This is a genomic window from Microbispora sp. ATCC PTA-5024, from assembly GCF_000511135.2.
In the GTDB taxonomy this organism is placed as follows: Bacteria; Actinomycetota; Actinomycetes; order Streptosporangiales; family Streptosporangiaceae; genus Microbispora; species Microbispora corallina.
The window spans coordinates 908682-928801 of the sequence record NZ_KI866525.1 but is presented as its reverse complement, the minus strand read 5'-3'; the positions used below and the strand labels follow the sequence as shown (position 1 = coordinate 928801).

Annotated in this window: 24 protein-coding genes; 10 read left to right on the top strand and 14 right to left on the bottom strand. The window is 72.0% G+C overall.

What is annotated here, in order from left to right:
- Positions 1 to 7: 7 nt before the first annotated feature.
- Both MPTA5024_RS30155 and lexA read right to left on the bottom strand, forming a co-directional pair.
- Positions 8 to 1105, bottom strand: a complete 1098-nt coding sequence (locus tag MPTA5024_RS30155) for a MalY/PatB family protein (RefSeq protein WP_036330612.1) — start codon at positions 1103 to 1105, stop codon at positions 8 to 10.
- 133 nt (positions 1106 to 1238) lie between these two features.
- Positions 1239 to 1952 carry a transcriptional repressor LexA gene (gene lexA / locus MPTA5024_RS30150; protein WP_232326716.1) on the bottom strand — a complete coding sequence of 238 codons (714 nt, stop codon included), beginning with the start codon at positions 1950 to 1952 and terminating at the stop codon, positions 1239 to 1241.
- A 452-nt stretch (positions 1953 to 2404) separates the two neighbouring features.
- Between lexA and nrdR the strand changes: the two genes are divergently transcribed.
- The 4 genes from nrdR to MPTA5024_RS30130 all read left to right on the top strand — a co-directional run bounded on the left by nrdR (position 2405) and on the right by MPTA5024_RS30130 (position 7705).
- Positions 2405 to 2869, top strand: coding sequence for a transcriptional regulator NrdR (gene nrdR, locus MPTA5024_RS30145; protein ID WP_036330608.1), 465 nt, complete (start codon positions 2405 to 2407; stop codon positions 2867 to 2869).
- A 91-nt stretch (positions 2870 to 2960) separates the two neighbouring features.
- Positions 2961 to 5801 (top strand): vitamin B12-dependent ribonucleotide reductase, encoded by a 2841-nt coding sequence (locus MPTA5024_RS30140; RefSeq protein ID WP_036330607.1) that lies wholly within the window; start codon positions 2961 to 2963, stop codon positions 5799 to 5801.
- A 186-nt stretch (positions 5802 to 5987) separates the two neighbouring features.
- The gene (locus MPTA5024_RS30135) at positions 5988 to 7025 is read left to right on the top strand and encodes a hypothetical protein (RefSeq protein ID WP_036330606.1); all 1038 of its coding nucleotides are present in this window, start codon (positions 5988 to 5990) and stop codon (positions 7023 to 7025) included.
- A gap of 53 nt (positions 7026 to 7078) precedes the next feature.
- Positions 7079 to 7705: an NADPH-dependent F420 reductase gene (locus MPTA5024_RS30130; RefSeq protein WP_036330604.1), complete on the top strand. Its 627-nt coding sequence runs from the start codon at positions 7079 to 7081 to the stop codon at positions 7703 to 7705.
- 23 nt (positions 7706 to 7728) lie between these two features.
- Here MPTA5024_RS30130 and MPTA5024_RS30125 read toward each other — a convergent pair whose 3' ends face one another.
- Positions 7729 to 8850 carry a Gfo/Idh/MocA family protein gene (locus MPTA5024_RS30125; protein WP_036330603.1) on the bottom strand — a complete coding sequence of 374 codons (1122 nt, stop codon included), beginning with the start codon at positions 8848 to 8850 and terminating at the stop codon, positions 7729 to 7731.
- Between the two features lie 100 nt (positions 8851 to 8950).
- On the opposite strand from MPTA5024_RS30125, the gene MPTA5024_RS30120 reads away from it, so the two are divergent.
- Entirely contained in the window at positions 8951 to 9592 is a 642-nt protein-coding gene (locus tag MPTA5024_RS30120) for a TetR/AcrR family transcriptional regulator (protein ID WP_051458843.1), read from the top strand.
- On the opposite strand, the gene MPTA5024_RS30115 is transcribed toward MPTA5024_RS30120, so the two are convergent.
- Both MPTA5024_RS30115 and MPTA5024_RS30110 read right to left on the bottom strand, forming a co-directional pair.
- Entirely contained in the window at positions 9589 to 10023 is a 435-nt protein-coding gene (locus tag MPTA5024_RS30115; protein WP_198167472.1) for a YbjN domain-containing protein, read from the bottom strand. The genes MPTA5024_RS30120 and MPTA5024_RS30115 overlap by 4 nt on opposite strands.
- 82 nt (positions 10024 to 10105) lie before the next feature.
- Entirely contained in the window at positions 10106 to 10639 is a 534-nt protein-coding gene (locus tag MPTA5024_RS30110) for a TetR/AcrR family transcriptional regulator (protein WP_036330601.1), read from the bottom strand.
- A gap of 76 nt (positions 10640 to 10715) precedes the next feature.
- Here MPTA5024_RS30110 and MPTA5024_RS30105 point away from each other — a divergent pair, with 76 nt between their 5' ends.
- Positions 10716 to 11429: an SDR family oxidoreductase gene (locus tag MPTA5024_RS30105; RefSeq protein WP_036330599.1), complete on the top strand. Its 714-nt coding sequence runs from the start codon at positions 10716 to 10718 to the stop codon at positions 11427 to 11429.
- A 72-nt stretch (positions 11430 to 11501) separates the two neighbouring features.
- Here the strand turns inward: MPTA5024_RS30105 and MPTA5024_RS30100 are convergent, their stop codons facing one another.
- Positions 11502 to 12449, bottom strand: a complete 948-nt coding sequence (locus MPTA5024_RS30100) for an SDR family oxidoreductase (protein ID WP_036330597.1) — start codon at positions 12447 to 12449, stop codon at positions 11502 to 11504.
- 121 nt (positions 12450 to 12570) lie between these two features.
- Here MPTA5024_RS30100 and MPTA5024_RS30095 point away from each other — a divergent pair, with 121 nt between their 5' ends.
- On the top strand, positions 12571 to 13134 hold the full coding sequence (locus MPTA5024_RS30095) for a TetR family transcriptional regulator (protein ID WP_036330595.1): 564 nt from the start codon (positions 12571 to 12573) through the stop codon (positions 13132 to 13134).
- 118 nt (positions 13135 to 13252) lie between these two features.
- A complete protein-coding gene (locus MPTA5024_RS30090; RefSeq protein WP_036330593.1) occupies positions 13253 to 14041 on the top strand; it encodes a MerR family transcriptional regulator in 789 nt (262 codons plus the stop codon).
- 34 nt (positions 14042 to 14075) lie between these two features.
- Here the strand turns inward: MPTA5024_RS30090 and MPTA5024_RS30085 are convergent, their stop codons facing one another.
- The 5 genes from MPTA5024_RS30085 to MPTA5024_RS30070 form a co-directional block, all read right to left on the bottom strand.
- On the bottom strand, positions 14076 to 14756 hold the full coding sequence (locus tag MPTA5024_RS30085; RefSeq protein ID WP_232326700.1) for a pyridoxamine 5'-phosphate oxidase family protein: 681 nt from the start codon (positions 14754 to 14756) through the stop codon (positions 14076 to 14078).
- Between the two features lie 26 nt (positions 14757 to 14782).
- Positions 14783 to 14944, bottom strand: a complete 162-nt coding sequence (locus MPTA5024_RS42795) for a hypothetical protein (RefSeq protein ID WP_198167471.1) — start codon at positions 14942 to 14944, stop codon at positions 14783 to 14785.
- 319 nt (positions 14945 to 15263) lie between these two features.
- Entirely contained in the window at positions 15264 to 15716 is a 453-nt protein-coding gene (locus MPTA5024_RS30080; RefSeq protein WP_036330591.1) for a carboxymuconolactone decarboxylase family protein, read from the bottom strand.
- Positions 15713 to 16693 (bottom strand): RNA polymerase sigma factor SigJ, encoded by a 981-nt coding sequence (sigJ, locus tag MPTA5024_RS30075; RefSeq protein WP_036330590.1) that lies wholly within the window; start codon positions 16691 to 16693, stop codon positions 15713 to 15715. Before sigJ ends, MPTA5024_RS30080 begins: the two co-directional genes overlap by 4 nt.
- A 61-nt stretch (positions 16694 to 16754) precedes the next feature.
- A complete protein-coding gene (locus MPTA5024_RS30070; RefSeq protein WP_232326699.1) occupies positions 16755 to 17144 on the bottom strand; it encodes a substrate-binding domain-containing protein in 390 nt (129 codons plus the stop codon).
- A gap of 18 nt (positions 17145 to 17162) precedes the next feature.
- Here MPTA5024_RS30070 and MPTA5024_RS30065 point away from each other — a divergent pair, with 18 nt between their 5' ends.
- Together MPTA5024_RS30065 and MPTA5024_RS30060 are read left to right on the top strand one after the other, a co-directional pair.
- The gene (locus tag MPTA5024_RS30065; RefSeq protein WP_036330587.1) at positions 17163 to 17639 is read left to right on the top strand and encodes a beta-galactosidase trimerization domain-containing protein; all 477 of its coding nucleotides are present in this window, start codon (positions 17163 to 17165) and stop codon (positions 17637 to 17639) included.
- Between the two features lie 114 nt (positions 17640 to 17753).
- Positions 17754 to 18845, top strand: a complete 1092-nt coding sequence (locus MPTA5024_RS30060; RefSeq protein ID WP_198167470.1) for a glycoside hydrolase family 53 protein — start codon at positions 17754 to 17756, stop codon at positions 18843 to 18845.
- Positions 18846 to 19081: 236 nt separating this feature from the next.
- Here MPTA5024_RS30060 and MPTA5024_RS30055 read toward each other — a convergent pair whose 3' ends face one another.
- From MPTA5024_RS30055 to MPTA5024_RS30045, 3 genes are all read right to left on the bottom strand, one after another.
- The gene (locus MPTA5024_RS30055; RefSeq protein ID WP_036330585.1) at positions 19082 to 19369 is read right to left on the bottom strand and encodes a hypothetical protein; all 288 of its coding nucleotides are present in this window, start codon (positions 19367 to 19369) and stop codon (positions 19082 to 19084) included.
- Entirely contained in the window at positions 19363 to 19773 is a 411-nt protein-coding gene (locus MPTA5024_RS30050; RefSeq protein ID WP_051458841.1) for a hypothetical protein, read from the bottom strand. The genes MPTA5024_RS30055 and MPTA5024_RS30050 overlap by 7 nt, the downstream gene beginning before the upstream one ends.
- A gap of 98 nt (positions 19774 to 19871) precedes the next feature.
- On the bottom strand, positions 19872 to 20102 hold the full coding sequence (locus tag MPTA5024_RS30045; RefSeq protein ID WP_036330583.1) for a hypothetical protein: 231 nt from the start codon (positions 20100 to 20102) through the stop codon (positions 19872 to 19874).
- Positions 20103 to 20120 lie beyond the last annotated feature (18 nt).

The window sequence follows — 20120 nt, the reverse complement described above, 5'->3', positions numbered from 1 at the left end:
GGGCGGGTCAGCCCGTCACGGAGGAGATCCTGGCGAGGATCTCCTCCAGGATGGGCGCCGACGTCGCGAAGTTGAGGCGGGCGTAGGTGTCCCCGCCTCCGTAGAGGGGGCCCGGGTTGAGCTTGACCCGGGCCTCCCGCTCGAGGAGGCCGGCGGCGTCCGGGATGCCGAAGTCGAGCCACGCCAGGTAGGTGGCCTCGGGCATGCGGTACAGGACCCGGGACGGGAGCCGCTCGGCGATCAGGCGGCGGTTGCGGTCGAGGATCGCCAGCACCTCCTTCAGCCACGGATCGCCGTGCCGCCAGGCGGCGACCGTGGCCTCCACGCCGAGGACGCCGGGGGCGCCGTAGATGTGGGCGGGCTGACGGCCGATCGCGTCCCGCGCGTCCTTCGCGCCGAGGTGGGCCACCGAGCAGTGGAGCCCGCCCATGTTGAACGCCTTGCTCGCCGAGGTCAGCGTGACCGTGCGGCCGGGGAGGATCGTGGCGAACGGGATGTGCCGGGCCGGGGCGTAGGTGAGCTCCGCGTGGATCTCGTCGGCGATCACCAGGGTGCCGTGGCGCTCGGCGTACGCGGCCACCGACTCGAGCTCCTCCCGGGTGAACGAGCGCCCGGACGGGTTGTGCGGGTTGACCAGCAGGAGCACCGGGACGGGCTCGTCCGGCACCTCGAACCGCCCCTCGGCGCTGAGCCTCATCGGCACCAGGCGGCGGCCCATGGCGGTGATCGTGACGATGAAGGGGTCGTACGCGGGCAGGTGCATCGCGATCGGGTCGCCCGGCCGGGTCATGACGTGCAGCAGGACCTGCAGGGCCTGGTTGATGTCCGTGTACGAGCGCACGTGGCCGGGGTCGGCGTGCCAGCCGTACCGCGCCTCCATGCGCTCGGCGAACGCCTCTGCCAGCGGCCCGGCCGAGGGCTGGTCGAGCCAGTCCGGATAGCCGAGGTCGGTGGCGGCGCGGCGGGCGACGGCCTCCCTGACCGCGTCGGGGACCGGGAAGTCCATGTCGGCCACCCAGGCCGGGATGACGCCGGACGCGGCGCGGGCCCACTTGATCCCGTCACGGGAGCGGGCCGCTTCGAGGGAGAGCAGGTCGAGATTCACCCGACTCACCCTATTGGTCCTGATTTGGCCCGCGTGCAACGATCCCGCCTCGCAGGTCCGCGGCCGGAGAGCGGCCGCGATCCCGCTTCCGCCGGTCCGCGGCCGGACACCGGCCGCGGACCTATGGACGTGGTTACAGCTTGCGGAGGACGGCGGTCACCTTGCCCAGCACGGTGGCCTCGTCACCCGGGATCGGCTCGTAGTTCGGGTTGTGCGGCACGAGCCAGACGTGGCCGTCCTTGCGCTTGAACGTCTTCACGGTGGCCTCGCCGTCGATCATCGCCGCGACGATGTCGCCGTTGTCGGCGACGGGCTGCTGGCGCACCACGACCCAGTCGCCGTCCGCGATCGCGGCCTCGATCATCGAGTCACCGGTGACCTGGAGCAGGAACAGCGTGCCCTCGCCCACGAGCTGCTTCGGCAGGGCGAACACGTCCTCGATGCTCTGCTCGGCCAGGATGGGACCGCCGGCCGCGATCCGGCCGACCAGCGGGACGTAGGCCGCGGTGGGCCGGTTGAACCCGGCCTCCTCCTCGGCGGCGTCCGGATCCACCCACAGGACCGGCTCACCCGGCAGCCGGACCTCCAGGGCCCGGGGCCGGTGCGGGTCACGGCGGAGATAACCCTTACGCTGCAAGGCGGTCAGCTGGTGCGACACGCTGGAGGTGCTGGTGAGCTGAACCGCCTCCCCGATCTCGCGCATGGACGGCGGGTAGCCGCGCTGCTGGACCGAGTCGCGGATCACTTCCAAGATCTTGCGCTGCCTGGGGGTGAGCCCAAGGGAGTCGCGCCTGCGAACCGCGAGGTCGCCGACGCCCTCCGCTTGCTCACTTCGGTCACTCACGATGCCACCTCTCAATCCGTGTTCCCCATGTCGCACAGAGCGACCGTACCTCGATCCAAGATCTGCGTCAAACAATTGTTCGATATTATCGAAATCGCCGATGTCGAGGTCGAGCACATCGTACGGGAGTTCGATCGCTATCGTGTTCGATTTTACGGATCTTAGTTGCCGTCGTGTAGCCCCAGCTCACAAGTGACGGAAAATGTCGGCGCACAACTTTTCCGGCCGTACCGGTGAAGCGGGGAATCGCGGGGTTCGCCACCCCGTTCCCAGGGGCACCAGCAGTGCCCGGAGTCGCGACACGCCGGGCGAGCAGCGACTTCGCCTCGGCGTGCCGGTCCGACTTGCGTTCAAGGACGGGCGCTCCTACGGTTGGACCACAACATCTAGTAGTCACATCGATGTAAGTTCACCACACCTTGTGTTCTTGGTGGGCGTTTCCGGGAGGCGATGGCATGCACTGTCCGTTCTGTCGCCACCCCGACACCCGGGTCGTGGACAGCAGGTCCACGGAGGACGGCGGGGCCATCCGCCGCAGGCGCACCTGCCCCGCGTGCGGGCGCAGGTTCACCACCCAGGAGACCGTCCTGCTCATGGTGAGCAAGCGCAGCGGGGTCACCGAGCCGTTCTCGCGGGAGAAGGTCATCGCCGGCGTGCGCAGGGCCTGTCAGGGCCGCCCGGTCGGCGAGGACTCGCTGGCCCAGCTCGGGCAGAAGGTGGAGGAGACCATCCGCGCCACGGGCGCCGCCGAGATCCCCTCCCACGACGTGGGCGTGGCCGTCCTCGGCCCGCTGCGGGAGCTCGACGAGGTGGCCTACCTGCGGTTCGCGTCCGTCTATCGCGGGTTCGAGACCCTCGCCGACTTCGAGGCGGAGATCGAGCAGCTCAGAGGCGCGCGGGCCGACGCGGGCGAGCGGTAGGCGCCGGCGCGCCGCGGCGCGACACGATGTGGTTAGGGGAGAGCGTGGTCCGAAACGAGGGGCTCCACCGGGCCCTGGGGAGGGGGAAGTCATGACGGAGACCGTGAGCGGCGCCGTACCGGGCGCGGGGGGCCGCGGCGGCAAGCGGCCCCGCAAGGGGCTGAAGATCAAGCGGATCTTCACCACCCCCGGCGTCCACCCGTACGACGAGGTCCGCTGGGAGCGGCGGGACGTCGTGATGACGAACTGGCGTGACGGGTCGGTCAACTTCGAGCAGCACGGCGTGGAGTTCCCCGAGTTCTGGTCGGTCAACGCGGCCAACATCGTGACCACGAAGTACTTCCGCGGCGCCGTCGGCACGCCCCAGCGCGAGTGGAGCCTCAAGCAGCTCGTCGACCGCGTGGTCGGGGTCTACACCCGGACCGGCGTCGAGAACGGCTACTTCGCCAGTGACGAGGACGCCGAGATCTTCGACCACGAGCTCAAGCACGCCCTGATCCACCAGATCTTCAGCTTCAACTCCCCGGTGTGGTTCAACGTCGGCACGCTCTCCCCCCAGCAGGTGTCGGCCTGTTTCATCCTCGCCGTCGACGACACGATGGAGTCGATCCTCGACTGGTACAAGGAAGAGGGTGTGATCTTCAAGGGCGGCTCGGGCTCGGGGGTCAACCTCTCCCGCATCCGCTCCTCCAAGGAGCTGCTGTCCAGCGGTGGCACGGCCAGCGGCCCGGTCTCCTTCATGCGGGGCGCCGACGCCTCCGCCGGCACGATCAAGTCGGGCGGGGCGACCCGCCGGGCGGCCAAGATGGTCGTGCTCGACGTGGACCACCCCGACATCGAGGAGTTCATCGAGACGAAGGCGCGGGAGGAGGACAAGATCCGCGCCCTCCGCGACGCCGGGTTCGACATGGACCTCGGCGGCAAGGACATCGTGTCCGTGCAGTACCAGAACGCCAACAACTCGGTGCGCGTGTCCGACGAGTTCATGCGCGCGGTCGAGGCCGGCGAGGGCTTCGGGCTGCGGGCCCGGCTGAGCGGCGAGGTCATCGAGCAGGTCGACGCGCGGTCGCTGTTCCGCAAGATGGCCCAGGCCGCCTGGGAGTGCGCCGACCCCGGCCTGCAGTACGACGACACGATCAACGACTGGCACACCTGCCCAGAGACGGGCCGCATCACGGCCAGCAACCCGTGCTCGGAGTACCTCCACCTGGACAACTCCTCCTGCAACCTCGCCTCGATCAACCTGCTGAAGTTCCTGCGCGACGACGACTCGTTCGACGTCGCCAACTTCGTGAAGCTGACCGAGCTGATCATCACGGCGATGGACATCTCCATCACGTTCGCCGACTTCCCGACCGAGAAGATCGCCGAGACCACCCGGGCGTACCGGCAGCTCGGCATCGGCTACGCCAACCTGGGCGCCCTGCTGATGGCGACCGGCCACGCGTACGACTCGGACGGCGGCCGGGCCATCGCCGGCGCGATCACCTCGCTGATGACCGCGGTGTCGTACCGCCGTTCGGCCGAGCTCGCCGGGATCGTCGGCCCGTACGACGGCTACCAGCGCAACGCCGAGCCGCACAAGCGGGTCATGCGCAAGCACGCGGCGGCCAACGACGACCTGCGCGCGATCGACGAGATGGACAGGACCATCCACGCCGAGGCGACCCGGCAGTGGCAGGACTGCCTGCGGCTGGGCGAGCGGAACGGCTACCGCAACGCCCAGGCCTCGCTGCTCGCGCCGACCGGCACGATCGGCCTGATGATGGACTGCGACACCACCGGCATCGAGCCCGACCTGGCGCTGGTGAAGTTCAAGAAGCTCGTCGGCGGCGGCAGCATGCAGATCGTCAACCAGACGATCCCGCGGGCCCTGCGCCGGCTGGGCTACCAGGAGGAGCAGATCGAGGCGATCGTCGAGTACATCGCCGAGCACGGCCACGTGGTCGACGCCCCCGGCCTGCGGGCCGAGCACTACGAGGTGTTCGACTGCGCCATGGGCGAGCGGGCCATCGCCCCCATGGGCCACGTCCGGATGATGGCGGCGACCCAGCCGTTCCTGTCGGGCGCGATCTCCAAGACCGTCAACCTGCCGGAGTCGGCCACCGCGGACGACATCGAGCAGGTCTACCTCGAGGGCTGGAAGCTCGGCCTCAAGGCGCTGGCCGTCTACCGGGACAACTGCAAGGTCGGCCAGCCGCTGTCGGCCGCGAAGAAGTCCTCCGACGAGGAGGAGGCCGCCGCCCCGGCCGTCCAGGTCGTGGAGGTCGCCCGGCCCACCCGCCGCCGCATGCCGGCCCAGCGGCCGAGCATCACCACCCGCTTCTCCGTGGGCGGAGCAAAGGGGTACATGACGGCCTCGTCGTACCCCGACGACGGTCTCGGCGAGGTCTTCCTCAAGATGTCCAAGCAGGGCTCGACCCTCGCGGGCGTCATGGACGCCTTCTCCGTGGCCATCTCGATCGGCCTGCAGTACGGCGTGCCGCTGGACACCTACGTCCAGAAGTTCGTCAACATGCGGTTCGAGCCGGCCGGGATGACCGACGACCCGGACGTCCGGATGGCGCAGTCTGTCATGGACTACATCTTCCGGCGGCTCGCGCTCGACTACCTGCCGTACGAGGACCGGGCGGCGCTCGGGATCTTCTCGGCGCCGGAGCGCGCGGCCCAGCAGCGCGGCGAGGACCCGGCCGCCCTCCAGGAGGTCGTGGACACGCAGGCGCTGGCCCAGTCGGCGCCCATCGAGGAGAAGCCGGCCGAGCCGAAGCCCGTTGCGGTCCCCGAGCCGAGGCGGGCGGCGAGCGCGTCCCTGGAGAGCCACCAGGGCCGCACGGCCGACGCGCCGCTGTGCATGACCTGCGGCACCAAGATGCGGCCCGCCGGCAGCTGCTATGTGTGCGAGGGCTGCGGCAGCACCAGCGGCTGCAGCTGACAGAACGCGTGACGAAGGGGGCCGGTCGCCGACCGGCCCCCTTCCGCGCGCCCGGGGACAGCCCGTCCGGCACTCAAAGCCGGCGCCCGGCTCCTGCGCCGGGGCAGACCGTCACGTGGGCTGGGCGCCCGCCGAGGCGTGCCCGCTCGGGTGCGCCGGGGGTGAGCGGTCCGGGAGACTGGGGCGGTGAAGGTGGCGCAGGCGCGGGCCGCCGCGGCCGGGTGGGTGGCCGAGCACGCGGCCGGGACCGCGGGCTTCGCGGGCGCCTTCCTGAGCGGGTCGGCCGTGTGGCTCCCGGACGAGGCGGAGCTGCCGCCCGCCTCCGACGTGGACGTCACTGTGGTGACGGCGGGCGCGACGGCGCCTCCCAAGCTCGGCAAGGTGCCGTGGAACGGCGTGCTGGTCGAGGTCACGTACACGACGTGGGACGCGATCGGGCCGCCGGACGCCGTCCTCGGCTCCTACCATCTGGCGGGCTGCTTCCGCGCGGACACGATCGTCGCCGACCCGACCGGCCGGCTGACGGCGCTGCGGGCGGCCGTGTCCGCCGAGCACCCGCGGCGGGTGTGGGTGCGGCGGCGCTGCCGCGACGCGGAGCTTCGGATCGCCGACGGCCTTCGCACGCTGTCCGCCGCCCTCCCGCTGCACGACAGGGTGACGGCGTGGCTGTTCCCGACAGGCGTGACCGCGCACGTGGTGCTGACCGCGGGGCTCCGCAACCCGACCGTGCGGCTGCGCTACGCGGCCGCGCGGGACCTGCTCGCCGAGTACGGCCGCCTGGACCGCTACGAGGAGCTGCTCGACCTGCTCGGCTGCGCCGGGATGACGGCGAGTGGAGCGGCGCGGCACCTGCGCGCGATGACCGAGGTCTTCGACGCCGCGGTCCCGACGGCCCGCACGCCGTTCCCCTTCTCCTCCGACATCACCGCCGCGGCCCGGCCCGTCGCCGTGGACGGCGGAAGGGCGCTGATCGAGGGCGGCCGGCACCGCGAGGCGGTGTTCTGGATCGCCGCCACCTACGCCCGCTGCCTGAAGATCCTCTCGGCGGACGCGCCCGCCGCCGCGGCGGCGCACCGTCCCGCGTTCGAGGACCTGCTGGCCGACCTCGGCGTCGCCCGCCCCGCCGACCTGGAACGGCGGGCGCGCCGTCTGCTCGGCCTGCTGCCCCGGCTGAGGGCGCTGGCCGAGGAGATCGTCGCCGCCAACCCGGACGTCCGCGACTGAAACCCATCTCCCGAGGCGGGAATGTCCCGGGCGGGCGGCATGTTGCAGCCGCCATGGTTATCGGACTGATCGGCAGCGGGAAGATCGGCGGCACGGTGGCGAAACTGGCGGTCGACGCCGGCCACTCGGTGGTGCTCAGCAACTCCCGCGGGCCGGAGACGCTCGCCGAACTGGTGGCCCGCCTGGGCCCGGACGCCCGCGCCGCGACCGCGGCCGAGGCCGCCGCGGCAGGGGACGTCGTCGTGGTGACGATCCCGTTCGGACGCTACCGGGAGGTGCCGGTCGAGCCGCTCGACGGCAAGATCGTCATCGACACGAACAACTACTACCACGAGCGGGACGGCCGCTTCCCGGAGATCGACGCGGGGGAGACGACCGACAGCGAGGTGCTCGCCGCCCACCTGCCCGGCTCCCGGGTCGTCAAGGCGTTCAACAGCATCCACTTCGCCGAGCTGGCGGACCAGGGCCTGCCCAGGGGGGCCGAGGGCCGCAGGGCCCTGCCGATCGCCGGGGACGACGAGGAGGCCAAGAAGGTCGTGGCCGACCTGATCGACTCCTTCGGCTTCGACGTCGTCGACGCCGGGCCGCTCGCGGAGGGCCGCAGGTTCCAGCGGGACAAGCCGGCCTACGGCCCCCGGCTGACGGCCGACGAGCTGCGCGAGGCCCTCGCCAAGGGCTGACCGCCGCCCGAGCGGGCCGCGGGTCAGGCGGCCGCGCGGCGGGTCCCGGTCGCGTCCGACCGGCGGACCGCGTCGAGCAGCCGGTGCAGCCGCACGCCCTCGTCGAAGCCGGGCACGGTGCGGGCGTCCGTGCGCAGGTCGTCGGCCAGCCGGGCGTACAACTGGGCGACGTTGACGGCCTCCATCGCGCGGGCCTGCCCGGGTACCCACAGGTACCGGTCCGGGATCGGGAGCTCCTCCCAGGATCCCGATCCCGGCGCGGTGCCCAACAGGCGCAGCTCCCCGATCTGCACGCCGTACGGACCGCCCGGGCCGGTCGAGACGAGCGCGAGGTCCCCCTCGGTGCCGGCGATCTCGATGCGGGTGCGGGCGTCGGTGACCTTGACCAGCTGCAGGTGCGCCGAGGCCACCGCGCCGCCGTCGAGCGCGGCCGACACGAGGACGTGGTCGGGGGTGTCCGCCTCGATCTTCTCCCCGGTCTCCTCGACGGTGTACTGCGGCAGCCGTGTCGACAGCATGGCCGAGAGCGCGCCGATGTCGCCGAGCAGGTGCTCCACCACGTCGAGCGTGTGGCCGCCGACGACCTCCAGCAGACCCGCGCCGTTCGCCCGGTCGGCCGTGTACGCGCTCCAGGCCGGCAGCGTGCCGCCGGCGCCCTTGCCCAGCGCGGAGTACACCGCGGCCGAGGTCACCCGGCCGACGCGGCCGTCCGCGATCAGGTCGCGCGCGTAGGCGACGGCCGGTGCGAACCGGCCCTGGAGCCCCATGAAGTGCCGGACGCCGGCCGTCTCGGCCCGGTCGAGCAGCCCCTGGGCCTCCTCGGTGGTGCGCGCGAGCGGCCACTCACACAGGACGGGGGTCCCCGCGTCCAGCGCCGCCTCGATCAGCTCCGCGTGGTAGGGGACCTTGACCGAGACGACGACGAGGTCCACGTCGGGGTGGGCGGCGAGCCGCCGCGCGTCGGTGAACGCGTGGGCCGCGCCGAACCGGGCGGCGGCCTCCCTGGCGCTCTCCTCGCGGGTCGTGCTCACCGCCGTGATCGCGAACTCCGGGAGCGCCCGCAGCGCCGGGACGTGGGCCCGCACGGCCCATCCCCGCTCCGGGTTCGCTCCCACGATGCCCACGCGGATCGGATCGGACGTCATTGCGCCTCCTGGGTAGGCCGGTAAGCGGACGCAGAAGGTCCGCTTTCTGCACCGTAGCACAACCGGACGTCGTTGGTCCGCTTGCTGGTAGGCTCCGCGTATGAGCAGGCGGGACGGCGCGCTGGGGGAACTGCTGACCGCGGACGCGGGAGGCCCGCCCCGCGCCGACGCGCGCCGCAACGTGGAACGGCTGGTGGAGGCCGCCCGCGCGGCCGTGGCCGAGGTCGGCGTCGAGGTGACGGCGCACGAGATCGCGCGCCGGGCCGGGGTCGGCATCGGCACGTTCTACCGCCGGCTGGCCTCACGGGAGGCGCTGCTGGAGGCGGTGCTCAACGAGGTGCTGGGCGAGGCCGCCGGCGTGGGCCGCCGCGCTCTCGACGACCCGGACCCCTGGCGCTCGTTCGAGACGTTCGCCGCCGCCTACGCCCGGCTGCGGGCGGAGAGCTGCGGCATCCGCGAGGCGGTCGGCGGCGCCTGCGGGTCCGGTCTGGACGCGATCCTGGGCGAGCTTCAGGGGCTGATCCAGCGGCTGGTGGAGCGGGCCCAGGCCGCCGGGGTGATGCGGGCGGACCTCGCCTGGCAGGACGTGCCGTTCCTGCTGGCGGCTGTGGCGACGGGGGAGCGCACGCTGCGCCTGCGCGCGGGCGGCGAGCAGTGGGAGCGCAACCTGCGCGTGGTGCTCGACGGGCTGCGCGCCCCGGCCTCCGGCCCGGTCCCCGGCGAGCCGCCCGCGGCGGATTAGTCGAGCTCGAAGGCGAGCCGGTCGGCCAGCCAGCGGTGGAACTTGATCGCGAACCTGACCCAGTGGGCGATCACGGTCGTGAGGTGCTCCCGGGTCACCCCGGCGCCGATGTAGAGCTGGGAGTCGCCGATGACCCGGATCACCCCGTTGTCGGGGGTGAACGCGTAGACCTTCGGCCACATGGTGTCCGCGTTCCACTCGTTGAGCGCCGTGAGCAGCATCGGCTTCTCGTCGACGGAGTAGTTCCTGTCGTAGAAGGTGCGGATCGTGAACAGATCGCCCTCGGAACCGAACAGGAAGAAGATCGTCAGCTCGGCGGTGGAGATCGCCAGGTCGCCCTCGGCGTCGAGGGTGTGGTCGAGGTCCAACTCGTCGAGGATCTCCTTGATGAGCTCCTGGTCCGGCTGGACGACCGCTGGGGAAGGCGTCACGCCTTCCATCCTGCACCATGCGGCCGTCGATGAGGCGGCACTCGTGCCAGAGGAGTTCCCGGCGCGGCCGCCGGGCGCCGGGTCAGGAGATCCGGCTTAGCAGGGCCGTGATGTCCCGGGCGAGCGCGGCGTCGACCGGGGCGTGCCGGTTGAGCAGGCGGTACCACATGGTTCCGAAGACCATGTCGACCAGGAGTTCGGGGTCGGCCCCCCGAGGCGGTCCGCCGTCCAGGATCACCTGGCGGAGCGCGGCGCGGCGCGGGCCGATGAGCTCGGCCCGCAGCCGGGCGGCCAGCGCCTCGTCCGACTGGGCCTCCGCCATGAGTCCCACCACGACCTGCCCGGCGACCCCGTCCGTCAGGGCGAACGTGTCGCGCAGGAACTCCTCCAGGTCCTTCGGCAGGGGAGGCAGCTTCTCCGCAACGACGTCCGTCATCGCCTCCAGGAACACCTCGGCCTTCGTCCGCCACCAGCGGTAGACCGTCTGGCGCCCGGTCCCCGCCTCCTCGGCGATGCCCTTCAGCGTGACGTTCCGGTAGCCGTCGCGCTCGCACAGCCGGAGGGCGGCCCGGAGGATCGACCTCCGGGCGTCCTCGCTGCGCGGCCTGCCCACCATGCGGCCCACTTTACAGGTCACCGTGTCTCGTTTTATCGTTACGAGGCACAGTGTCTCGAATTGAGGGGGATGCTCGATGAGCGAGCGAGTCGTGATCGTGGGCGGGACCTCCGGCATCGGCCTGTCGGCCGCCGCCCTGCTGGCGCGGACCGGCCGGGACGTCGTGATCGCCGGCCGTGGCGAGGAGCGGCTGGAGCAGGCGCTGAAGGAGATCGGAGAGGGGGCGACCGGCGCGGTGGTGGACGCCCGCGACCCGGAGGCGACGCGGGCGTTCCTCGCGGGGGCCGCCCCGGTGGACCACGTGGTCATCACCGTGACGGGGCGCGGGCAGGCCGCCGGCCCGCTGGCGTCCCTGACGGCGCAGGCCCTGCGTCAGGCCGTGGAGGACAAGCTGATCGCCCACCTGATGGCGGCCCAGGCCGCCGTGGAGGCGATGCGCCCCGGCGGGTCGCTGACGTTCGTCACCGCCGCGTCGGCCGGCTCGTCCTTCCCCGGCGTCAGCGGGCTGGCGGCCGTCAACGGCGCGATCGAGGCCACGGTCCCCGGCCTCGCGGTCGAGCTCGCGCCGATCCGCGTGAACGCCGTGTCCCCGGGCGTGGTGGACACCGGCTGGTGGGAGTGGCTCGGCGAGGAGAGGCAGGCGGCGCTCGACGGCTTCGCCGCGGGCACCACGGTCGGCCGGGTGGGCACCCCGGACGACGTGGCCGAGGCCGTCGCCTACCTCGTCGGCGCCTCGTACACCACCGGCACGATCCTGCGCGTCGACGGGGGAGGCTTCCTCAAGCCGTAGCGGAGCCTCGCCCGCGGATCGCCGGGGAGGGGCATCGCGCGGCCTCTCACCGGCGATCCCGGACGTGGCCGTTCAGGCGGACGGCGTCGCGAAGTAGTGGCCCTTGTCGAGGTCCTCCACGAGCCCCGGGTGTGCCGGCCGCCATCCCAGCAGCTCCCGGGTCAGCTCGCTCGAGGCCGGGCTGTCGAGCCCGATGAGGCCGCTCATCCAGCCGAAGTGCGCGCCCACGTCCTCCTGCGGGATCGAGACCACCGGCAGATCCAGGTGGCGGCCGATCAGCTCGGCGACGGTGCGGATCGGCACGCCCTCATCGGCGATCGCGTGCAGCACCGATCCCGCCGGGGCCTTCTCCAGCGCCAGACGGAACAGGAGCGCGGCGTCGAGCCGGTGCACTCCGGGCCAGCGGTTGGACCCGTCGCCGACGTAACCGGAGACGCCCTTGGCGCGGGCGATGCCGACCAGGGCCGCCATGAAGCCGCCGTCCCCCTCGCCGTGCACCGTCGGGGGGAGCCGCAGCACCGACGAGCGGACGCCGCGGGAGGCGAGGGCGAGCGTCGCCCGCGCAGTGGCCTGCCGCGTCCGCGGGCCCGCAGCCCCCTGCGCCGTCGCCGTCTCTGTCGTCGTCTCCGGAGCCCGCCCGTCCCGTTCGGTCACCACCCGTCCCGGGAGGAGGCCGAGCGTCCCGGAGGCGATGACGAACGGCCGGTCGGAGCCAGCGAGCGCCTCGCCGAACGCGTCGACGGCGCGGCGGTCCGCGTCGGCGGCGCCCTGGAAGTCTCCGGTGAAGGCGATGTCGTGCTTGAACGCGAGGTGGATCACACCGTCCGAGTCGGCCGCCGCGCTCCGCAGGGTGTCGAGGTCGTCGATGGTGCCGTGCCGCACCTGGGCGCCGGCGGCGGTGAGGGCGGCCGCCGCGGCGTCCGAGCGTGCCAGCCCGACGACCTGGTGGCCGGCGGCGATGAGCTCGGGAACGACGGCGGAGCCGATGAAGCCGGACGCGCCGGTGACGAAAACGCGCATGACAGGTACTCCCGGTTGCCGATGGTCCTCGCACGGGGGACGTGCCGAGGACAGGGATGTCAGTGACTGTCATCAACGTAGCACCTGATGTCAGCCACTGTCATCAAGTAGGATGCGGGGCATGGGCCGATGGGAGCCGAACGCGCGCGGCCGCCTCGAACGCGCGGCGCTGGACCTCTACCTGGAGCGAGGGTTCGAGCAGACCACGGTGGCGGAGATCGCCGGGCGGGCGGGGCTCACGGAGCGGACGTTCTTCCGCTACTTCACGGACAAGCGCGAGGTCCTGTTCTGGGGCTCCGGCGCGCTGCAGGAGCACCTCGTGGACGCCGTCGCCGGCGCACCCGACTCCCTGGCGCCGATCGACGTCATCGCCGGCGCCGTCGAGGTCGTCGGCGAGCTGATGCAGGAGCGCCGCGAGGGCGCCCGGCGGCGCCAGGCCGTCATCGTCGCGAACGCGGAGCTGCGCGAGCGCGAGCTGATCAAGCTCGCCAACCTGTCCGCGGCGCTCGCCGGCGCGCTGCGCGAACGCGGCGTCGACGACCCGGCCGCGAGCCTGGCCGCCGAGGCGGGGATCGCCGTGTTCAAGATCGCGTTCCAGCGCTGGATCGGCGACGACGACAGGGACCTGACGTCCCTCATCCGGGAGTCGTTCGGCGACCTCAAGGCGGTCACCGCCGGGGTGTGACCCACCGGACGGCGCCGCCCGCTGCTCTCAGCCGGTCCGGGAGATCGCCGCATCGGCCGGAGGACTGCCCCGGCGTCCGTCTTGCACCTCCCGTGGCGGCAGGTCCTACCTTCTGAGCATGTACGGAGACGACGTCGCGCCGGGCTGGAGCATCGGGGAGGTGTCCCGCAGGACCGGGATCACCGTCCGAACGCTCTATCACTACGACGAGATCGGCCTCGTCCGCCCGGCGCAGCGGACCGCCTCCGGACACCGCCGCTACACGGCGCCGGACGTACGCCGGCTCTACCGTGTACGGGCCCTGCGGAGGTTCGGCCTCTCGCTGGAGGAGATCGCGGCGGCGCTCGCCCGTTCGTCGGACGACGTGGTCGCGCTGCGCGACGTGTTCGCCGCGCAGTTGGCCGAGTTCGAGGCGTCCGCCCTCCGCGCGGCCCGGTTGAGCGAGCAACTCCGCGGGCTGATCGAACAGCTCGACGCGGCGGTCATGCCAGATCCCGAGCAGTTCCTGACGACATTGGAGATGATTTCGGTGTACGAGACCTATTTCACCGAAGAGCAGCGCGAACTGCTGGCCCGCCGCAGAGCGGACCTGGGCGAGCGGTTCGTGGAGGCCACCAAGATGGAGTGGCTGGAGCTCGTCCGCGCGTTCAAGCAGCACGTGGAGGACGGCACGCCGGTGGACGATCCCGCCGTACGGGACCTGGCCGCTCGCTGGGACACGCTCGGCGTTCCCTACGCGAGCCCCGACCCCCAGGCGAACGACCGCATCGCGGCCTCCACGGCCGCGTTGTGGCGCGACCACAAGGACGAGGTCAGCCGGGGGGTCAGCAACCAGGTCGAGTGGCTGGCGCCCGACGACCTGCCGAAGATCATGGAGTACGTCGAACGCGTGCGGCGGGCCCGCTGACCACCGCCCTGCCCCACGGCCGCGCCGGCGCCGGTCAGAAGGGGGCGCCGGTACGGCGGAGCACGTGCTCGGGGACGGGCCGGGTGGCGTGCGGATCGGTGACGGGAGGCAGCCACGCCCGGGTCAGCGGGAGCACGCCCGCCCAGACGTCGTGCGGGTCGTCGGCGTCCTCGGGATGGCCCTCCCGGACCTTCACCGACGCCTCGTCGAGGGAGATCGCGAGGATCGTGGTGGCGGCCAGCTCCTTGCGGTTGGGCCGCCGGGCGTAGTCCCACTGGCCGGGGGCCATGTGCTCGGTCAGGACGCGCAGGGCCTCCAGCTTCTCGTCGCCCTCAAGCGCCCGGGGCACGCCGTAGATCATGGCGCTGCGGTAGTTGACCCCGTGCTCGAAGACCGAGCGGGCCAGCACGAGGCCGTCCACGTGCGTGACGGTCACGCAGGCCGTGGCGCCTCGGGTGAGGCTGCGGCTGGCGACCGAGCCGTGCAGATAGAGGTGGCCGGAGTCGAATCCGTACACGGTGGGGACCACCATGGGGTCGCCGTCCACGACGACGCCGAGATGGCAGACGAACCCGGCGCGGAGCACCTCGAAGAGGGCCTCCCGGTCGGTCCGGCCCTGCTCGCGCAGCCGCCGGTGCCGGGTCCGCTCGGTCGCGGACAGGTCGCCGGCTTCTCCGGCGGGATGGACGGGCGTCGTCTCGGACAGGTCGGTCACGAGGTGACATTCAACAGGATCGGCGGTCAGGCCGCCGAGGTCGGGCCCGACGTACGGGGCCGCAAGCGGATGACGTTCCCCCCGGTGTACGCCCGCAGGTCGACGATCTTACGGTCGTGGTCCGGCCGCCGGCGCAGAGCCGGCCTGATGTCCCTGACCTTGGCGAGCGACGGCACCACCTTGAGCATGTTCGTTCCCCCCGACCGTGATTATTCCGTTATCTACCGCCAGATAGATACCGGTGATCGCGTAAGACGGCCGTAAAGGAGACGGCCGAGGTCAGTAAGGAAGCGGGCGGCCTGAGGGAGTGCGCAGGTCGGGGCTCTCGTGACTCGCGGTGCGGCTGGTCGGGCGGGGCTTGACGATCCTGATGCGGCTCATGGGCCTTCCTCCTTCCACGTCTGAGCAGACTATGCGCCGCGCGGCTTGCCGTCCCCTTGTTTTCGGCTTGCAGTCCCTTGACCGAAGGCCCGGGTCCCGGGAGTGCCCGGGACCCGGTTCGGGCGGTCACACGTGGGCGCCGGGTCCGGTGTGGGTCGTCACCGCGATCCGGTTCCACGCGTTGATCGTGGCGATGGCCACCACGAGCGCGGCCAGCGTCGTGTCGTCGTAGTGCTTGGCCGCCTCGTCCCAGATCTCGTCCGGCACCGGGTCGGGCCGGTCGCTCAGCCGGGTCGCCGCCTCGGTCAGCGCCAGCGCCGCGCGCTCGGCCTCGGTGTAGAACGGCGCCTCCCGCCACGCCGCCACCGACCACAGGCGCTCGTCGGTCTCGCCCGCCTTCTTCGCGTCCCTGCTGTGCATGTGCACGCAGAAGGCACACCCGTTGATCTGGCTGGCGCGCAGCTTGACCAGTTCGAGCGTGGCCGGCGGCAGGTCGCTGCCGTGCAGGAACCGCTCCAGCCCGCTCATCGCGCGGTACGCCTCGGGGGCCAGCTCGGACACCTGGATCCTCGTCATCATCGTGCCTTTCTCGTATCGCCCTCCGCGAGGCCGGTGACCCGGCGGACGCGGATGAGCTTGTCGGGGTTCATGACCATGTCGACCTCGGTGATCCGGCCGCCGGAGACGGCCATCCCGATCACGGCGTCGAGCCGGCCGTCGCGGATCCGCAGCAGCCCCGGCCAGCCGTTCACCACGGCCGGGATCATGCGGGTCTCGCCGAACCTGCGGACGCCGAGCAGCAGCCGGGCCACCTTGTCGGCGCCGAGGACGGGGTTGCGCGCCGCGCCGACCACGCCGCCCCCGTCGCTGCGGAAGACGACGTCGGGATCGAGCAGGGCCAGCAGGGCGTCCATGTCGTCGCCGCCGCAGGCGCGGGCGAAGGCCCGCACCACCCGCCGGTGCTCCGACGGGTCGACGTCGAACCGCGGCGCCCGCGACGCGACGTGCGACCGGGCGCGGGCCGCGAGCTGCCGGCAGGCCGCCGGGCTCCGCCCGACCGCCTCGCCCACCTCGGCGAACGTCAGCCCGAACACGTCGTGCAGGACGAACGCCGTCCGCTCGGCCGGGCTGAGGGACTCCAGCACGACGAGCATCGCCATGCTCATCGACTCGTCCAGCGTCACCCGGTCGGCGGGGTCGGACCCGGCGGGCGGGCCGAGGACCGGCTCGGGAAGCCACGGCCCCACGTACTCCTCCCGTCGGTGCCGGGCCGAGCGCAGCACGTCGAGCGCCAGCCGGGAGACCGTCACGACGAGCCAGGCGGCCACGTCCCTGATCTCCTCGGCCCCCTCGCCGCCCGATTCGCCCTCCGATTCGCCGCCGGAGCCGCCGGCCCGCCCGGCCGTCGCCGCCCGCAGGCGGAGCCAGGCGTCCTGCACGACGTCCTCGGCCTCGTCCACGCTGCCGAGCAGCCCGTAGGCCACTCCCACGAGCCGCGGTCGCAGGGCGTGGAACTCGGCCGACAGGCCGCCGGTGCCGTCGTCATGGTCGTTCACGCACTGAGGACGGGACACGCCCTCAGTTTGTGACACGCGGTCTCCGGGACGCCGGAGGGGGTCAGGTCGACTCGCGCACGATCAGCCGGGTGGGGAGGATCACCGGGTCCACGTGACCGGCGCCGTCGATCAGTTCCAGCAGGAGCCGTACGGTCTCCTCGGCGACCTGGGCGAGCGGCTGCCGGATCGTGGTGAGCGGCGGGTGCGTGGAGGCGGCGACGGAGGAGTCGTCGAACCCGCCCACCGCCACGTCCTCAGGGACCCGGCGCCCCGTGGCCCGGAGGGTCGCCAGCGCCCCGGCCGCCATCAGGTCGGAGGCCACGAACACGGCGTCGAGGTCGGGCGTGCGCTCCAGCAGCCGGGCATGGTCGCGCCCCGGCGCCGATGTGCGCCGTCTGGCCGGCGCGCGGGTTCGGGCGGAGGTGGCCGTGGTGTGAAACCGGGAGGCCAACTGGGCCCTGGAGTCCGAGTGGCGCCCCTCGGCCGACCCGCGGTTCCTGGAGCGGATCGAGGCGCTCTACGAGTCGAGGCGTTCTTCGAGGCCCTGTGGCGGGAGCACGTCACGGTCGACTTCGTCCACCCCGAGGCCGACGTGACGGCGTACAAGCTGGTCGTGCCACCCAGTTCGTCCATACTGGCGGAGACCGCGGCCAAGAACCTGCACCGCTACGTCGAGGGGGGCGGCCACCTGATGGTGTCGTACTTCCCCGGGCCGGATCGGCGGCCCGGCCTGCGCGAGCTGCTCGCCGAGGTGCTCGACCACGCCCGCGTCTCGGGTCCCGCGGGTCTCCCCGACACGGTCGAGGTCGTACGGCGGGGCGGCCACGTGTTCCTCATCAATCACGGGGACCGGCCGGCGACCGTGCGGGGCGTCTCGGGACGAGCCTGCTCGACGGCGCGCCGGTCACGGGGGCGGCGACGGTGCCGGCAGGTGGTGTGGCGGTGATCCGCATGTAGACGGCTCGGCGCCGCGTCGCGCCAGGCGACGGCGCGGCGCCGGGGGCCGGGGGCTCGGGGGATCCGGGGGAACCACTCACATCCTCTCCTGACCGGAGGAACCATGAAGAAGATCCTGGCGGCGCTCGTCGTGTGCGCCGCCGCGGTGCTCCCCGCCGCGCAACCGGCGCACGCCGCCACCCCGCTGACCATGCTCGGCGCCGACGTGTCCTCGGTGCAGCGCGCCCTCGACCTGGGCGCGAGGTACTACGACGCGAGCGGCGCCCAGCGCGACCCGCTGGACATCCTCAAGGGCGTCGGCGTCAACTACGTCCGCCTGCGGATCTGGAACAACCCGATCAGCGGCTACAACAACAAGGCCAAGGTCCTTCAGTACGCCAGGACGGTCAAGGCCAAGGGCCTGAAGCTGCTCGTGGACTTCCACTTCTCCGACACCTGGGCGGATCCCGGCAAGCAGTACAAGCCCGCGGCCTGGTCGAACCACGGCATCGGCCAGTTGCAGGCCGACGTCTACGGCTACACCTACGACGTGTGCGCGAGCCTCAAGGCGCAGGGCACCACTCCCGACAGCGTGCAGATCGGCAACGAGATCAACGTCGGCATGCTGTGGAACGACGGCAAGGTCGTCAACAACGACTTCACGAACCTGAGCCTGCTGCTCAAGGCCGGCTACAACGCGACCAAGGCCTGCAACCCGGGCACCCAGGTGATCATCCACACCGCGGACGCCGACAGCGACGCCAACGCCCGCTGGTTCTACGACGGCATCGCGGCCAAGGGCGTGTCCTGGGACATCACCGGCCTGTCCTACTACTGCATGTGCCACGGCACGCTGTCGAACCTGTACAACGTGATCTCGGACGTGCGGTCCCGCTACGGCAGGCCGGTGATCGTCGCCGAGACGGCCTACCCGTTCACCGCCGGCAACGCCGACTCCACCGGCAACTCGGTCACGTCCGGATGCTCCGGCTACGGCCTCACCTGGGAGGGGCAGGGGGCGGAGTTCGCGGCGGTGCAGAACACCGCCCGCAACGCTGGCGCCGTCGGCGTCTTCTACTGGGAGCCGACGTGGTACGCGGTGCCCGGCAACGGCTGGGACCCCGCGAACATCAACGGCAGCGGTGACGGCTGGGACAACATGGCCGTCTTCAACTGGACCGGGCACCTCAACCCGAACGTGAGGTGGACCCCCTGATACTCGATCCGTCCTGGCGATCGCCTGGTTTCTCCGCATAACGGGGCCGGGGTGTGCGACGGTGCCGGCACACCCCGGCTTCACATCGTGACTGCTCCGGCGGTGTGACCCGTTCGCGCTCCACGACGCGGGGTGTGCCGAACCAGGCGGGAAGGCCGGCGCCAGGCCCTGGGCGGACCGCGCCGAGCGGAACGCCGACCCCACGGCTGCGGTGGGCCAGAGGCCGGGGCGGCGCGCTACTCGGTGAACAGCTCGTCGGCCGAGTCGACGACGACAGCCTTGCGAAGCCAGGTTTTCAGCTGCTGCAGGTCGGTGCACCGGCGAATCCGTTCGCGGGCATCGTCGGAGGTCGTCAGGCCGCGGCTCTCCAGCACCGTGAGAAGCGCGTTGATCTCGCCTTCTGCACGGCCTTCCTCGCGGCCTTCCTCGCGGCCTTCCGCACGGCCCTCATCGCGGCCCTTGGCCACCCAGTGGGAGAAGTACTTCTCTCCCAGGTCCTCGAAGTCCTGAATGGTGGTCACCATCTCCTCCACGGCGTGATGACACCGCCCATGCCCAGCCAGATCGCCTTCTCGCACCAGCGGGCCATCGTCCGATCCGGGCAGATGACCAGCAACGCGGTGTCGCACCTCAGCCTGGACCGCAGGGCCGTGACGTAGACCGGCCAGCTGAACCGCTTGGCGGTGTCCCTGCCCTGCTGCACCTCCACGATGACGACCATCAGCGCGGCGCCGCTGTCGTCTCGCAGGACCACCACCGAGTCGGCGCGGTGCTCGATCGGCACCGGCTGGGTGCAGTCGACCGCCTCCACCCGCGCCGCGGCGAACGTCGGAATCTTCATCCCCGTCACGGCCCGCAGCAGCTCCATCGCGGTCTCGGGCCGGTTGTGGATGAGATTGATCGGCATCTCGTGATCGAATCCGGGCATGGCCGGGAGATTACTCTTCGTTTACGTGCGATCGCAGAGAGTTTCAAAATGCCGGTGACGCCGGTAGGTCCTGAGGGCCGGCGGGAGTGCGGAACGGCTCAGGCCTCGGGGACGGCCTCCCACTCCCGGCAGGGGCTCAGGGCGTAGTGGTGGTAGATCAGGCCGACGGCGGGCCGCGACCAGCCGGGCCCCACGGCGTCGGCGTCCGCGGCCTGCTCCCCGAGGTCCACGGCGGTCACCGGCTGGCCGCCGGGCCCGCAGACGCACCGGGGAGTGCCCTCATGGCTGATCACGTCGTCCAGCGGCATCACGTGCACGAACCTGTCCATGCACCTTCACCTCCGTGA